The organism is Burkholderia sp. BDU5, assembly GCF_001522845.1.
Lineage (GTDB): Bacteria > Pseudomonadota > Gammaproteobacteria > Burkholderiales > Burkholderiaceae > Burkholderia > Burkholderia mayonis.
The window spans coordinates 147,102-160,302 of sequence record NZ_LOWC01000033.1 but is presented as its reverse complement, the minus strand read 5'-3'; the positions used below and the strand labels follow the sequence as shown (position 1 = coordinate 160,302).

Here is a 13,201-nt window from a genome sequence, read left to right as displayed (position 1 = left end):
GGTGACGGACTCGCGGCGCTTCACGCTGCGTCGCTCATCCGGCCGGACGCGTCGCGCGCCGGCTTCACGACAAAACAAGAGATCAAGAGATCGCCAATGAAACTCAAGCCTCTCGCTACCTGGCTCATCGGTTTTTCGCTCATCGCCGCGCATGCGGCCGCGCACGCTGACCGCCTCGACGACATCAAGAAAGCGGGCGTGCTGCGCGTCGCGACGTTCGACAGCAATCCGCCGTTCGGCTTCGTCGATCCGAAGACGAACCGCATCGTCGGCCTCGACGTCGACTACGCGCAGGCGCTCGCCGACAAGCTCGGCGTCAAGCTGAAGCTGCAGCCGACCAATCCCGCGAACCGCATTCCGTTCCTGACGTCGGGCAAGGTCGACCTCGTGCTCGCGAACTTCACGATCACCGACGAGCGTGCGAAGCAAGTCGACTTCAGCATTCCGTACTTCGCGTCGGGCCAGCAGTTCCTCGCGAAGAAGGGCGTTCTGAAATCGGCCGACCAGTTGAACGGCCTGCGCATCGGCGCGGACAAGGGCACGACGAACGAGGTCACGCTGCGCGACAAGTATCCGAAGGCGACGATCGTCGCATACGACGACACGCCGTTCGCGTTCGCCGCGCTGCGCGCGGGCAACGTGCAGGCGATCACGCAGGACGGCCCGAAGCTGATCGGCCTGCTCGCGAACGTGCCGGACAAGCAGAACTACGAGATCCCGGCGTTCACGATCTCGAACGACTACATGGGCGTCGGCGTGCCGAAGGGCGAGGCGCGGCTCGTCGCGTTCGTCGACGACACGCTGAAGGGCCTCGAAGCGGGCGGCCGCGCGGGCAGGATCTACGACGCGTGGTTCGGGCCGAGCACGAAGACGCCGCTCACGCGGATCTTCAAGATCGGCGACAAGCGTTGAACGAGTGCTGAACGAGCATTGAACAAGCGCTGAAGACGCGCGGCGATGCGCGGGCGTCGGGCGCGATCCGCGCTCGGCGGCCACGCGTGCGAGGTCGGGCGTGCGTACGACGCGCGCATTCGATATCGCGCAGAGGTCGGCACGGGCCGCATGCAGACCGCGTGTGGCCCGCACTCGCACCGGACGTGCGCCGCATGCGGGCGCGCAGGCCGGCGCAATCCCGAGACGCAAACGCGGCCGCCGCACGGGCGGCCCCAAGCAGACAAGATGGACGCCTGGCTCGCTCCCAAGTATCTGATGTGGTTATGGCAGGGCTTCCTGCTGACGCTCGGCCTGTCGGTCGCGGCGGCCGTCGCGGCGACGTTCGCGGGCTTCGCGCTGGCGATCGCGCGTCATGCGAAGCGCGCGTGGCCGAGGCGCGCGGCCGCCGCCTACGTCGTCGCGTTTCGCAACACGCCGCTCGTCGTGCAGCTCCTGTTCTGGTATTTCGGCGTCGCGTCGCTGCTGCCGGAGCCCGTGATGGCCTGGCTCAACGCGCGCCACGCGATCGCGGTGGGCGGCGTCGAGCTGCATTGGCCGTCGTTCGAATTCGTTGCCGGCTGGGTCGGCTTGAGCTGCTACACGAGCGCGTTCGTCGCCGAGGAGTTCCACGCAGGGCTGCGCGGCGTGCCGGCCGGCCAGTATCACGCGGCGAGCGCGCTCGGCCTCGCGCCGCTGCAGACGTTCCGCTTCGTCGTGCTGCCGCAGGCGGTGCGGATCGCGTTGCCGCCGCTGTTCGGCCAATACATGAACCTGATCAAGAACTCGTCGCTGACGATGGCGATCGGCGTCGCCGAGCTGTCGTACGCGTCGCGCCAGGTCGAGACCGAGACCTTCAGGACCTTCGCCGCGTTCGGCGTGTCGACCGTGCTGTACATCGCGGCGGTCGCGGTCGTCGAGGCGCTCGCGCAGTGGACGGTCCGGCGTCGCGATCGCACGTTCGCGGGGCGTTGACGATGGATCTGTCGATACTCGCGAACAACCTGCCGTACCTGCTCGTCGGCGCGTTCCCGGACGGCCCGCTCGGCGGCGCCGCGCTGTCGCTCGCGCTCGCGATCACATCGGCGCTCGCGTCGGCCGCGCTGGGCGTCGCGGGCGGCGTCGCGCTCGCGCTCGCCACGGGCGCGCTGCGCAGCGTGCTCGTCGTCGTGATCGGTTTTTTCCGTGCGATTCCGGTGCTGATGCTGATCTTCTGGACGTACTTCCTGCTGCCCGTGCTATTGCACGCCGACGTGCCGGGGCTCGCGGCCGTCGTGTGCGCGCTGTCGCTCATCGGCGGCGCGTATCTCGCGCATTCGGTGCATGCGGGGATTCGCGCGGCGGGCGCGGGGCAGTGGCAGGCGGGCCTGTCGCTCGGGCTCACGCGCTGGCAGACGGTGCGCTACGCGCTGCTGCCGCAGGCGGTGAAGATCATGACGCCGTCGTTCGTCAACCAGTGGGTGTCGCTCGTGAAGGACACGTCGCTCGCGTATATCGTCGGCGTGCCGGAGCTGTCGTTCGTCGCGACGCAGGTCAACAATCGGCTGATGGTGTATCCCGCGCAGGTCTTTCTGTTCGTCGGCGTCATCTATCTGATTCTCTGCACCGCGCTCGACGTCGCGGCGACGTGGCTGCTCGCGCGCGATCGGCGCGGATCGCCGCAAGGCGGCGAGACGCCGAGCGCGGCGGCCGCGCAGCCGGCGTCGAGCGGGCCGCGATAGCGCGATAGCGTCGCCCGGCGGAAGGCGTGCGGGCGCGGGACGTGTTCGCGCCGCGGGCAGCGTCTGCACGGGCGTTTCGGCGCATCGCCGTATCGAGAGCGATGCGCGCGGCGGATCGCACGACGGCGCAAGCATTTGCCGAAGACGACGCGGCCGCTCGAATCTCGGGCGGAATCGAAGCCTCGCGCGCCGACGCGCGCGGCTCCTGCGCTACCGCATCGTCACGACGACGCGTAGTGCGTGTTGAAGATCGCGCGCAGCGTCGACGTATCGGTCGCGAACTCGGCCCACAGCGGCGCGTCGACTTGCGCGAAGCCGAGCGGCCGCGCGCCGCTCGACGCGAGCCGGAAGCGCGCTTCGCTCTCGACGCGACGGAACGCGTCGAGCTGCATCGCCGACAGCGTGTTCTGCGCGTTGGCAAGCGCGACGAGCGGATCGACCGGCTGATCGTCGACGCGGACCTCGAAATGCAGATGCGGGCCCGTCGCCGCGCCGGTCGAGCCGACCGCGCCGATCCGCTGCCCCTGCGCGACCGTCATCCCGGCTTCGAGCCCCGGCGCGAACGCCGACAGGTGCGCGTAGTAGGTCGACGTGCGGTCCGGATGATCGATCACGACGTACTTGCCGTAGCCGCCGGGATCGTAGCCGACGAACGACACGACGCCTGCCGCCGCCGCGCCGACGCGCGTGCCGGTCGGCGCGGCGAGGTCGACGCCCGTGTGCATTTGCAGGATGTGCGACAGCGGATGGATGCGTTCGCCGAAATACGAACTGATTCGCGTGCTGACGACGGGCATCGTGAGCGCGGGCGCGTCGAGCGGCTGGCCGTCGAATGCGTAATACGCGCCGCCCGCCGCGCCCGGCGGCTTGAACCAGATCGCGCCGAACTTGCGGCCCGCGACGCGCAGCTCGAGCGCGGTCACGCGCGGCTTGCCCGATGCGGCGTCGAATGCGATCCGGTAGCGATCGCCCGGCTGCGCGTTCGCGTGCGAATGAACGCGGTCGGAGATCAGGTCGCCGATCTGGATCCGCACTTCGGGCGGGATGTCGATCTGATTGAGCGTGTCGGCAAGCGTCTGCTCGATCGCTCCCGAGCGCACGCCGCCGTCGGTCGGCGCGAGCACCGAATCCGCGAGCGAGAACGCGCGGCCGTCGTAACCGAGCAGTTCGTTGCGATGCTCGGCGAGCGACGCGAAGAGGCCGGGCCGCGTTAGGCCCGGCGTCGAGTCGGCGCCCGCCGGATCGGTTCGATCGGCGTGTGCCTGCAGCGGATCGGCGTGCGGCGCCTGCTCGGCGATCATGCGCTCGAGTTCGTTTGTGACGAAGCGCTGCGCGCTCGGAAACGGCGCGTCGGCGAGCACGCGCTGCGGTGTGCGTGCGGCGTTCGCGGTCGACGCATCAGGCGACTTCGACACGGCAGGCAGCGCCGCGAGACCGAATGCGATCAGCGCGGCGAGCGTGCTCGCCGCGGGCAGCTTGCGTTTGAACGAGCGGGGGGCGGCGGCCTGGGCCGGCGATCCGGCGGCGGACGCGGGATCGCCGGAAGAAACGGAAACGGTATGCGCGAATGGCTTGGCCAACGGTGTCCACATCCTTGAAAAAGGCGGTTCGAAACGAAAGAGGGTGGGCGGGCGGCTGCGGAAAGGCTCGCGCCGAAGCGGGCGGCAGCGCCTGGACGTTCAACGCAGCGGGGCGCGATCACGACCGGACCGCGCCCCGCTGCGCACCGTTCGGCCCAACGACGCGGACGATGTCCGCTCCGAACGGCGATTCGGCTCTCGAGGGTTCAAACCCATATGATGAATCGACGTCAACTTGAATGACCGCGCGGCGCGCGCAATTGTTCCGCACGGTTGACGATTTTATGTAGGGGCGGATAGTCGGCGCACTCAGTGCGCAATTGCGCGCACCGGCGCGCGTGACGTGCAATCTTGGGCGCGCCGCAGCGCGGGCGACGCGCGCAGCGCATCGACGCCCGCGTCGAGCATCGCCTCGGCATCGCCCCAGCGGTCGCCGCGCAGCCGCGTCGTCCAGATCATCGAGCCGAAGATGCCTTCGAGCAGGGACAGGAAATGGACGCCCGCGAGATGCACGTCGAGCGACGCGTCGAGTTCGCCTGTGAGGACCGCGCGGCGCAGCAGCGCCTTCGTGATCCGCAGCGCCTGCAATTCGTAGAGCGCGCGGCGGCGCAGCAGCGGCGCGTTTTCTTCGCTCTGCTCACATTTCATGTAGAGGATCTCGAGCACGCGCTGCATCGAGCCGGGCTCGCCGCATTGATGCAGGTAGTGCGACGCGGCTAGGCGCAGCGTTGCGAGCGCGGGGCGCTCGTCGGACAGCTCGAATCCCTCGACCGCGCGCGAGAACGCGCGGTCGCACATCGCGACACACACTTCGAGCTTGCCCTTGAAATGTCCGTAGACCGCGCCGCGCGACATGCCGGCCGCTTCCGCGATATCGGCCATCGCGGTCTGTCCGACGCCTTTTTCGAGCAGCACGAGCTCGGCGGCGTCGAGGATCCGGTTCTTCGTGTTCAACGATTCTTCGCGTGTCTTGCGGGCCATGTAGGTCGACTCTCCCTTTCGATTGCTTGTCGTTTTCTTGCGACATTCTATCAAGCGACACTATTTAATCAGTCGCGACTGATTATAATCGATCGCCCTGACCGGCCCCCAAGTTCGTCCCGGGCCGAACGAATCGCGAGGAAAACAATGAAATACGAATGGGCGCGCATGCGCCGCTTGTGGGCGGCGCTCGCCGTCGCGGCGTTCGTCGCCGTTGGCTGCGGCAAGCGCGACGGCGGCGGCGAGGCGGCCTCGCCGCGCCAGGCGACCGTCGTCACGGCGAAGAAAGCGTCGGTGCCGCTCTCGGTCGAATTGCCGGGCCGGCTCGACGCCTACCGGCAAGCCGAGGTGCGCGCGCGGGTCGCGGGCATCGTGACCGCGCGCACGTACGAAGAAGGACAGGAAGTGAAGCGCGGCGCGGTGCTGTTCAAGATCGATCCCGCGCCGTTCAAGGCGGCGCGCGATGCGGCCGCGGGCGCGCTCGAGAAGGCGCAGGCCGCGCATCTCGCGGCGCTCGACAAGCGGCGCCGCTACGACGAGCTCGTGCGCGACCGGGCGGTCAGCGAGCGCGATCACACCGAGGCGCTCGCCGACGAGCGGCAGGCGCGGGCGGCCGTCGCATCGGCGCGCGCGGAGCTCGCGCGTGCGCAACTGCAGCTCGACTACGCGACCGTCACCGCGCCGATCGACGGCCGCGCGCGCCGCGCGCTCGTCACCGAAGGCGCGCTCGTCGGCCAGGACCAGGCGACGCCGCTCACGACCGTCGAGCAGCTCGATCCGATCTACGTGAACTTCTCGCAGCCGGCTGCCGACGTCGAGTCGCTGCGGCGCGCGGTGAAGAGCGGCCGCGCGGCGGGCATCGCGCAGCGGGACGTCGAGGTGGCGCTCGTGCGCCCGGACGGCAGCACGTATGCGCGCAAGGGCAAGCTGCTGTTCGCGGATCTCGCGGTCGATCCGTCGACCGACACGGTCGCGATGCGCGCGCTCTTTCCGAATCCGGAGCGCGAGCTGCTGCCGGGCGCGTACGTGCGGATCACGCTCGAGCGCGCGATCGCGCGCGACGCGTTCCTCGTGCCGCGCGACGCGCTCCTGCGCACCGCCGACAGCACGACCGTCAAGGTCGTCGACAAGGACGGAAAGATTCGCGACGTGACGGTCGAGGCCTCGCAGATGAAAGGCCGCGACTGGATCGTCACGCGCGGGCTTCACGGCGGCGAGCGCATCGTCGTCGACGACGCCGCGCAATTCGAAGCAGGCGCGACCGTGAAGGCGGTCGAGCGCGACGCGCCCGCGCAACCGGCCTCCGGGCCGGGCGCGGCCGCCGCGCCCGCGAAGCGCCAAACCTGACAAGCACAACTCGATCATGGCTCGTTTCTTCATCGATCGCCCGGTGTTCGCCTGGGTGATCTCGCTATTCATCATGCTGGGCGGCATCTTCGCGATTCGCGCGCTGCCCGTCGCGCAGTATCCGGACATCGCGCCGCCCGTCGTCAGCATCTACGCGACGTATCCGGGCGCGTCCGCGCAGGTCGTCGAGGAATCGGTCACGGCCGTGATCGAGCGCGAGATGAACGGCGTGCCCGGCCTCCTGTATACGTCGGCGACGAGCAGCGCCGGCCAGGCGTCGCTGTACCTGACGTTCAAGCAGGGCGTGAGCGCCGATCTCGCGGCGGTCGACGTGCAGAACCGGCTGAAGACCGTCGAGGCGAGGCTGCCCGAACCCGTGCGGCGCGACGGCATTTCGGTCGAAAAGGCGGCCGACAACATCCAGCTCGTCGTGTCGCTCACGTCGGAAGACGGACGGATGTCGGCCGTGCAGCTCGGCGAATACGCGTCGGCGAACGTCGTGCAGGCGCTGCGGCGCGTCGAAGGCGTCGGCAAGGTGCAGTTCTGGGGCGCCGAATACGCGATGCGGATCTGGCCGGACCCGGTCAAGATGGCGGCGCTCAATCTGACGGCATCCGACATCGCGACGGCCGTGCGCGCGCACAACGCGCGCGTGACGATCGGCGACATCGGCCGCAGCGCGGTGCCGGACAGCGCGCCGATCGCGGCGACCGTGCTCGCCGACGCGCCGCTGTCGACGCCCGACGCGTTCGGCGCGATCGCGCTGCGCGCGCGCGCCGACGGCTCGACGCTCTATCTGCGCGACGTCGCGAAAATCGAGTTCGGCGGCAACGACTACAACTATCCGTCGTTCGTGAACGGCAAGACGGCGACCGGCATGGGCATCAAGCTCGCGGCGGGATCGAACGCGGTCGCGACCGAAAAGCGCGTGCGCGCGACGATGGACGCGCTGTCGAAGTTCTTCCCGGCGGGCGTCACGTACCAGATTCCGTACGAGACGTCGTCGTTCGTGCGCGTGTCGATGAGCAAGGTCGTGACGACGCTCGTCGAGGCGGGCGTGCTCGTGTTCGCGGTGATGTTCCTCTTCATGCAGAACTTCCGCGCGACGCTGATCCCGACGCTCGTCGTGCCCGTCGCGCTGCTCGGCACGTTCGGCGCGATGCTCGCCGCGGGCTTCTCGATCAACGTGCTGACGATGTTCGGGATGGTGCTCGCGATCGGCATCCTCGTCGACGATGCGATCGTCGTCGTCGAGAACGTCGAGCGGCTGATGGTCGAGGAGAAACTGCCGCCGTACGAGGCGACCGTGAAGGCGATGAAGCAGATCAGCGGCGCGATCGTCGGGATCACCGTCGTGCTGACGTCGGTGTTCGTGCCGATGGCGTTCTTCGGCGGCGCGGTCGGCAACATCTACCGGCAGTTCGCGCTCGCGCTCGCGGTGTCGATCGGCTTCTCGGCGTTCCTCGCACTGTCGCTCACGCCCGCGCTGTGCGCGACGCTGCTGAAACCCGTCGCCGACGACCATCACGAGAAGGGCGGCTTCTTCGGCTGGTTCAACCGGTTCGTCGCGCGCGCGACGAACCGCTACGCAGCGCGCGTTGGCCAGGTGCTGAAGCGTCCGCTGCGCTGGCTCGTCGTGTACGGCGCGCTGACGGCGGGCGCCGTGCTGCTGCTCATGAAGCTGCCGACCGCGTTCCTGCCGGACGAGGACCAGGGCAACTTCATGGTGATGGTGATCCGCCCGCAGGGCACGCCGCTCGCGGAGACGATGCAGAGCGTGCGGCGCGTCGAGGAATACGTGCGCAACAAGGAGCCGAGCGCGTACACGTTCGCGCTCGGCGGCTTCAACCTGTACGGCGAAGGGCCGAACGGCGGGATGATCTTCGTCACGCTGAAGGACTGGAAGGAGCGCAAGCGCGCGCACGACCAGGTGCAGGCGATCGTCGCACGGATCAACGAACGCTTCGCGGGTACGCCGAACACGACGGTGTTCGCGATGAATTCGCCCGCCTTGCCCGATCTCGGCTCGACGGGCGGCTTCGATTTCCGTCTGCAGGATCGCGGCGGGCTCGGCTACGCGGCGCTCGTCGCCGCGCGCGAGAGGCTGCTCGCCGAAGGGCACGCGAACGCCGTGCTGACCGATCTGATGTTCGCCGGCACGCAGGACGCGCCGCAGCTCAAGCTCGACATCGATCGCGCGAAGGCGTCGGCGCTCGGCGTGTCGATGGACGAGATCAACGCGACGCTCGCGGTGATGTTCGGCTCCGAATACATCGGCGACTTCATGCACGGCGCGCAGGTGCGCCGCGTGATCGTGCAGGCGGACGGGCGGCACCGGCTCGATCCCGACGACGTGACGAAGCTGCGCGTGCGCAATTCGAAGGGCGAGATGGTGCCGCTGTCCGCGTTCGCGACGCTGCGCTGGACGATGGGCCCGCCGCAGTTGACGCGCTACAACGGCTTCCCGTCGTTCACGATCAACGGCTCGGCCGCGGCGGGACACAGCAGCGGCGAGGCGATGGCGGCGATCGAGCGGATCGCGTCGACGCTGCCGGCGGGCGTCGGCTATGCGTGGTCCGGGCAGTCGTACGAAGAACGGCTGTCGGGCGCGCAGGCGCCGATGCTGTTTGCGCTGTCGGTGCTCGTCGTGTTTCTCGCGCTCGCGGCGCTGTACGAGAGCTGGTCGATTCCGTTCGCGGTGATGCTCGTCGTGCCGCTCGGCGTGATCGGCGCGGTGGCGGGCGTCACGCTGCGCGGGATGCCCAACGATATTTACTTCAAGGTGGGACTGATCGCGACGATCGGGTTGTCGGCGAAGAACGCGATCCTGATCGTCGAGGTCGCGAAGGATCTGGTTGCGCAACGGATGTCGCTTGCCGACGCGGCGCTCGAAGCCGCACGGCTGCGGCTGCGGCCGATCGTGATGACGTCGCTCGCGTTCGGCGTCGGCGTGCTGCCGCTCGCGTTCGCGACGGGCGCCGCGTCCGGCGCGCAGGTCGCGATCGGCACGGGCGTGCTCGGCGGCGTGATCAGCGCGACGCTGTTCGCGATCTTCCTCGTCCCGCTCTTTTTCGTGTGCGTCGGCCGCGTGTTCGACGTCGGCTCGCGCCGGCGCGGCAGCGCGCACGCGGCACTGGAGACCAAGTGATGATGAAATGTCTGCCCTTGCAGGGCGAGCGATGCCGCCTGCGACAGCCGGATGCGCGGCGGGCGTGGCCGATCGCGCTCGCGGCGGCGCTCGTCGCGGGCTGCACGCTCGCGCCGCGCTACGAACGGCCGGCGGCGCCCGTGCCCGCGCGCTACGCGCCCTCGGCGGCGGGCGCGTCGCGGGGCGTACACGCGACGGCAACGGCCGCCGCGGCATCGGATGCCGCAGCGGCCGACCGTGGCGAGCGCGATATGCGTGATACGCGCGAGGCCGGCGACGCGCACGAAGCGGCCGACATGCACGACACGCACGACATGCGCCTCGACGACTGGCGCGCGTACTTCACCGATCCGTCGCTGCGCGCGCTGATCGACGCGGCGCTCGTGAACAACCGCGATCTGCGGATCGCGACGCTGCGCATTCAGGAAGCACGCGGCCTCTATGGCGTCGCGCGCGCGGACCGGCTGCCGTCGATCGACGGCAATCTCGGCTACGAGCGCACGCGCCAGTACGACCCGGTGCTGCGCGAGAGCGCGACGAGCACGCTGTATCGCGCAGGCGTCGGCGTGAGCGCGTTCGAGATCGATCTGTTCGGCCGCGTGAAGAGCCTGTCCGACGCGGCGCTCGCCGAGTACTTCGCGACGGCCGAAGGGCAGCGCGCGGCGCGCATCAGCCTGATTGCCGAAGTCGCGTCCGCGTACGTGACCGAACGCGCGCTCGTCGATCAGCTGAAGCTCGCCGGGCGCACGCTCGCCGCACGCGACGCGACGTATGCGCTGACGCAGCGCCGCTATGCGGCCGGCACCGGCACGGCGATCGAGCTGCGCACGGCCGAGATGCTCGTCGCGTCGGCGCGCGCGTCGAAGGCGGCGCTCGAGCGCGAGCACACGCAGGCGACGAGTGCGCTGAAACTGCTCGCGGGCGACTTCGGGACGACACTGCGCGCCGATGCGCCCGCGCTCGACGAGCTCGCGGTCGCGGCGGTGTCGCCGGGGCTGTCGTCGGATCTGCTCGAGCAGCGGCCGGACATCCGGCAGGCCGAGCAGCGGCTCGTCGCGGCGAATGCGAACATCGGCGCCGCGCGCGCCGCGTTCTTTCCGCGCATCGCGCTCACGACGGAGATCGGTTCGGTCAGCGACGCGTTCGCGGGACTCTTCTCGGGCGGCGCGAGCGTGTGGACGTTCGCGCCGCGGCTCACGCTGCCGATCTTCGCGGGCGGGCGCAATCGCGCGAACCTCGACGTCGCCGACGCGCGCAGGCACATCGCGGTCGCCGAATACGAGAAAACGATCCAGATCGCGTTCCGCGAAGTCGCCGACGCGCTCGCGGCCCGCGATCAGATCGACGCGCAACTCGATGCGCAGCAGGCGGTGTACGGCGCGGACGCCGAGCGGCTGAGGCTCGCGGAGCGGCGCTACGGCAGCGGCGTCGCGAGCTATCTGGAACTGCTCGATGCGCAGCGCAGCACGTTCGAGTCCGGGCAGGAACTGATTCGCTTGAAGCAGTTGCGGCTCACGAACGCGATCACACTGTATCGCGCGCTCGGCGGAGGATGGTCGCGCGCCGCGTGCGGCGGCGGCGACGCCTGCGCGTGAGCGCGAGCGGGCCGCGCACGCCTGCTCGCTTCGATACGCATTTTGCCGGGGCCGGCAGGGCGGCGCGCGCGTCGTCGTCCACGCGCAATGCAGGATCGGCCGGAAGAGCGGATTCGATTTGGCGATTCGCCGATTCGCCGATTCGATGTGTGATGCGCCGATGCGCAATGGACGCGAGCGCGTCGCGTTCACCGAACCGGCCGTGAAGCGTTGCCCCAACGAGGAGCGCATCGCTCGTCCGCACCACGGTTCCGTTGCGTCGGTTTCCGTTGAGCCGATGACGATTCCCGAGGGACGACACCCGTCGTCCAGCGGCCTCGATCTTTCCATATTGCCCGCAGGACCCGCGCTCGCGAGCCGCCGCGGGTTCCGCTGCGCAAATCAATAAATCGCTCGACCTCGCGACACGCACACGTTCGCGTTCACCCGTTCCATCTCCGCCGCCCGGCATCGACGTAAAGCGCCCGGCGCGTTTTCGTGGCGATCGATCCGGCCACATCGCTGCCATGCCGAACTCGGCGACGGCGCTCGAATGCTCGCAAGCCTGCCGCTCGGCGCCGTCGAGCGCGATCGTGCCGGCAGGCCGCCATCTCGCCGACAAGCGCGGCGATCGAATCGATTCGACGACCGCCGCCGCGCCGACCAATCACATTCGCCGACCATCGAGGCTGCTCGGTTCGAGCGGGGGGCGAGGGCGGTACCCGACCGAATCCGCCGGCCTTATTGCCCGATGTCCATTTGCAAACGTTTCCCCATGCTCGTTTTCAATTGGCAAACGATTGCGCGCGCATGAAATCGGAAACTTACTTATCTCATAAATATGAATTTGCATTTCAATTGCAAAATAAATTCAAATTCATGTGTATTCGCGTGATTGCGATAAATGGAAATATATGAAATGAGCGATTACGCGGGAACGCAAACGATTGCGCCATAAATTCCCGATGCAATCGATATCTCAAAATCAACCGAAAGAGATATTCAATGTTGCAATTTAACAACCGTTATGGAAATGTCGGGAAAACGTTGATTTTTCGATGCCTCGCGGCGATGTCGCAGGCCGCTTGCGGCAACAAGTGAAGTAGATCGACATGACGAATTTATATCAATAAAAACAATGAATTGAATTCAATCCGGCACATGTGCCCAGCGCCGCAAAAGGGCGAAAAATCGTTCGGCAGGCAAACGTTTAGCAAGCAGTTGGAAAATTTAATGTAATGCAATTGTTTGACATTGTTTTACAAAATGCTTTCTGATTCATCTTGATAATGCGATTCGTCGCGACGAGCCAAGGCCAGCGCATTGCGATGCATTTCCACGCATTGCGAATACGTCCGACAAATCGTCAAACCCTCATTGTCACGTTACGGAATTAGCCATGAAAAAAGCACTCCTGTCCGCCGCCGCCTGCGCCGCGCTGTCCACGTCGGCGTTCGCCGCCGGCACCGGCACCATCAACTTCACGGGCGAGATCGTCGCGGGCGCATGCGGCATCGACGCGGGTTCGGTGGATCAGACCGTGCGTCTCGGCTTCGTCCCTGCGAACACGTTCAAGGCAGCCGGCGACAAGTCGACCCCGCAGAACTTCGACATCAAGCTGGTCGATTGCGACACGAGCGTCGCGCAGAACGCGTACTTCACGTTCACGGGCACGTCGAACGCAACGCAGCCGAAGCTGATCGCGACGGTCGGCTCGGCGAAGAACGTCGGCATCCGCCTGCAATCGGCGTCGGGCGAATACCTCGACAACGGCGCGGAGCAGAAGGGCCCGGTCGTGCTGAGCAACGGCACGAGCGTCGCGCGCTTCGCCGCGATGTACGAATCGACCGCCGCAGGCGTCACGCCGGGCACGGCCGACGGCGTCGCGAACTTCACGGTCCGCTACCAGTAAGCCGGCGC

General features: G+C 67.9%; 10 protein-coding genes. 7 read left to right on the top strand and 3 right to left on the bottom strand.

The annotated features are described in order from the left end of the window. Nucleotides 1-96: 96 nt before the first annotated feature. From WS69_RS07300 to WS69_RS07290, 3 genes are all read left to right on the top strand, one after another. Complete coding sequence (locus WS69_RS07300) at nucleotides 97-912, top strand: ABC transporter substrate-binding protein (RefSeq protein ID WP_059470121.1); 816 nt, start codon at nucleotides 97-99, stop codon at nucleotides 910-912. 267 nt (nucleotides 913-1,179) lie between these two features. Further along, nucleotides 1,180-1,905, top strand: coding sequence for an amino acid ABC transporter permease (locus WS69_RS07295; RefSeq protein WP_059470168.1), 726 nt, complete (start codon nucleotides 1,180-1,182; stop codon nucleotides 1,903-1,905). A gap of 2 nt (nucleotides 1,906-1,907) precedes the next feature. Continuing rightward, complete coding sequence (locus WS69_RS07290) at nucleotides 1,908-2,651, top strand: amino acid ABC transporter permease (protein ID WP_059470120.1); 744 nt, start codon at nucleotides 1,908-1,910, stop codon at nucleotides 2,649-2,651. Nucleotides 2,652-2,872: 221 nt separating this feature from the next. Here the strand turns inward: WS69_RS07290 and WS69_RS07285 are convergent, their stop codons facing one another. Both WS69_RS07285 and WS69_RS07280 read right to left on the bottom strand, forming a co-directional pair. Next, nucleotides 2,873-4,231, bottom strand: coding sequence for a M23 family metallopeptidase (locus WS69_RS07285; RefSeq protein ID WP_059470119.1), 1,359 nt, complete (start codon nucleotides 4,229-4,231; stop codon nucleotides 2,873-2,875). A 309-nt stretch (nucleotides 4,232-4,540) separates the two neighbouring features. After that, nucleotides 4,541-5,212, bottom strand: coding sequence for a TetR family transcriptional regulator (locus tag WS69_RS07280; protein WP_059470118.1), 672 nt, complete (start codon nucleotides 5,210-5,212; stop codon nucleotides 4,541-4,543). Nucleotides 5,213-5,359: 147 nt separating this feature from the next. Here WS69_RS07280 and WS69_RS07275 point away from each other — a divergent pair, with 147 nt between their 5' ends. Genes WS69_RS07275 through WS69_RS07265 form a run of 3 tightly spaced genes read left to right on the top strand, consistent with a single transcriptional unit; the run spans nucleotide 5,360 to nucleotide 11,302 of the window. Beyond that, nucleotides 5,360-6,559, top strand: a complete 1,200-nt coding sequence (locus WS69_RS07275) for a MexX/AxyX family multidrug efflux RND transporter periplasmic adaptor subunit (RefSeq protein WP_059470117.1) — start codon at nucleotides 5,360-5,362, stop codon at nucleotides 6,557-6,559. A 16-nt stretch (nucleotides 6,560-6,575) separates the two neighbouring features. Then, the gene (locus WS69_RS07270; protein WP_059470116.1) at nucleotides 6,576-9,707 is read left to right on the top strand and encodes a multidrug efflux RND transporter permease subunit; all 3,132 of its coding nucleotides are present in this window, start codon (nucleotides 6,576-6,578) and stop codon (nucleotides 9,705-9,707) included. Next, nucleotides 9,707-11,302 (top strand): efflux transporter outer membrane subunit, encoded by a 1,596-nt coding sequence (locus tag WS69_RS07265; RefSeq protein WP_059470115.1) that lies wholly within the window; start codon nucleotides 9,707-9,709, stop codon nucleotides 11,300-11,302. The genes WS69_RS07270 and WS69_RS07265 overlap by 1 nt, the downstream gene beginning before the upstream one ends. Here WS69_RS07265 and WS69_RS33065 read toward each other — a convergent pair. After that, a complete protein-coding gene (locus WS69_RS33065; protein ID WP_156437978.1) occupies nucleotides 11,232-11,948 on the bottom strand; it encodes a hypothetical protein in 717 nt (238 codons plus the stop codon). The genes WS69_RS07265 and WS69_RS33065 overlap by 71 nt on opposite strands. A 732-nt stretch (nucleotides 11,949-12,680) precedes the next feature. Here WS69_RS33065 and WS69_RS07255 point away from each other — a divergent pair. Beyond that, nucleotides 12,681-13,193, top strand: coding sequence for a fimbrial protein (locus tag WS69_RS07255; RefSeq protein ID WP_059470113.1), 513 nt, complete (start codon nucleotides 12,681-12,683; stop codon nucleotides 13,191-13,193). Nucleotides 13,194-13,201 lie beyond the last annotated feature (8 nt).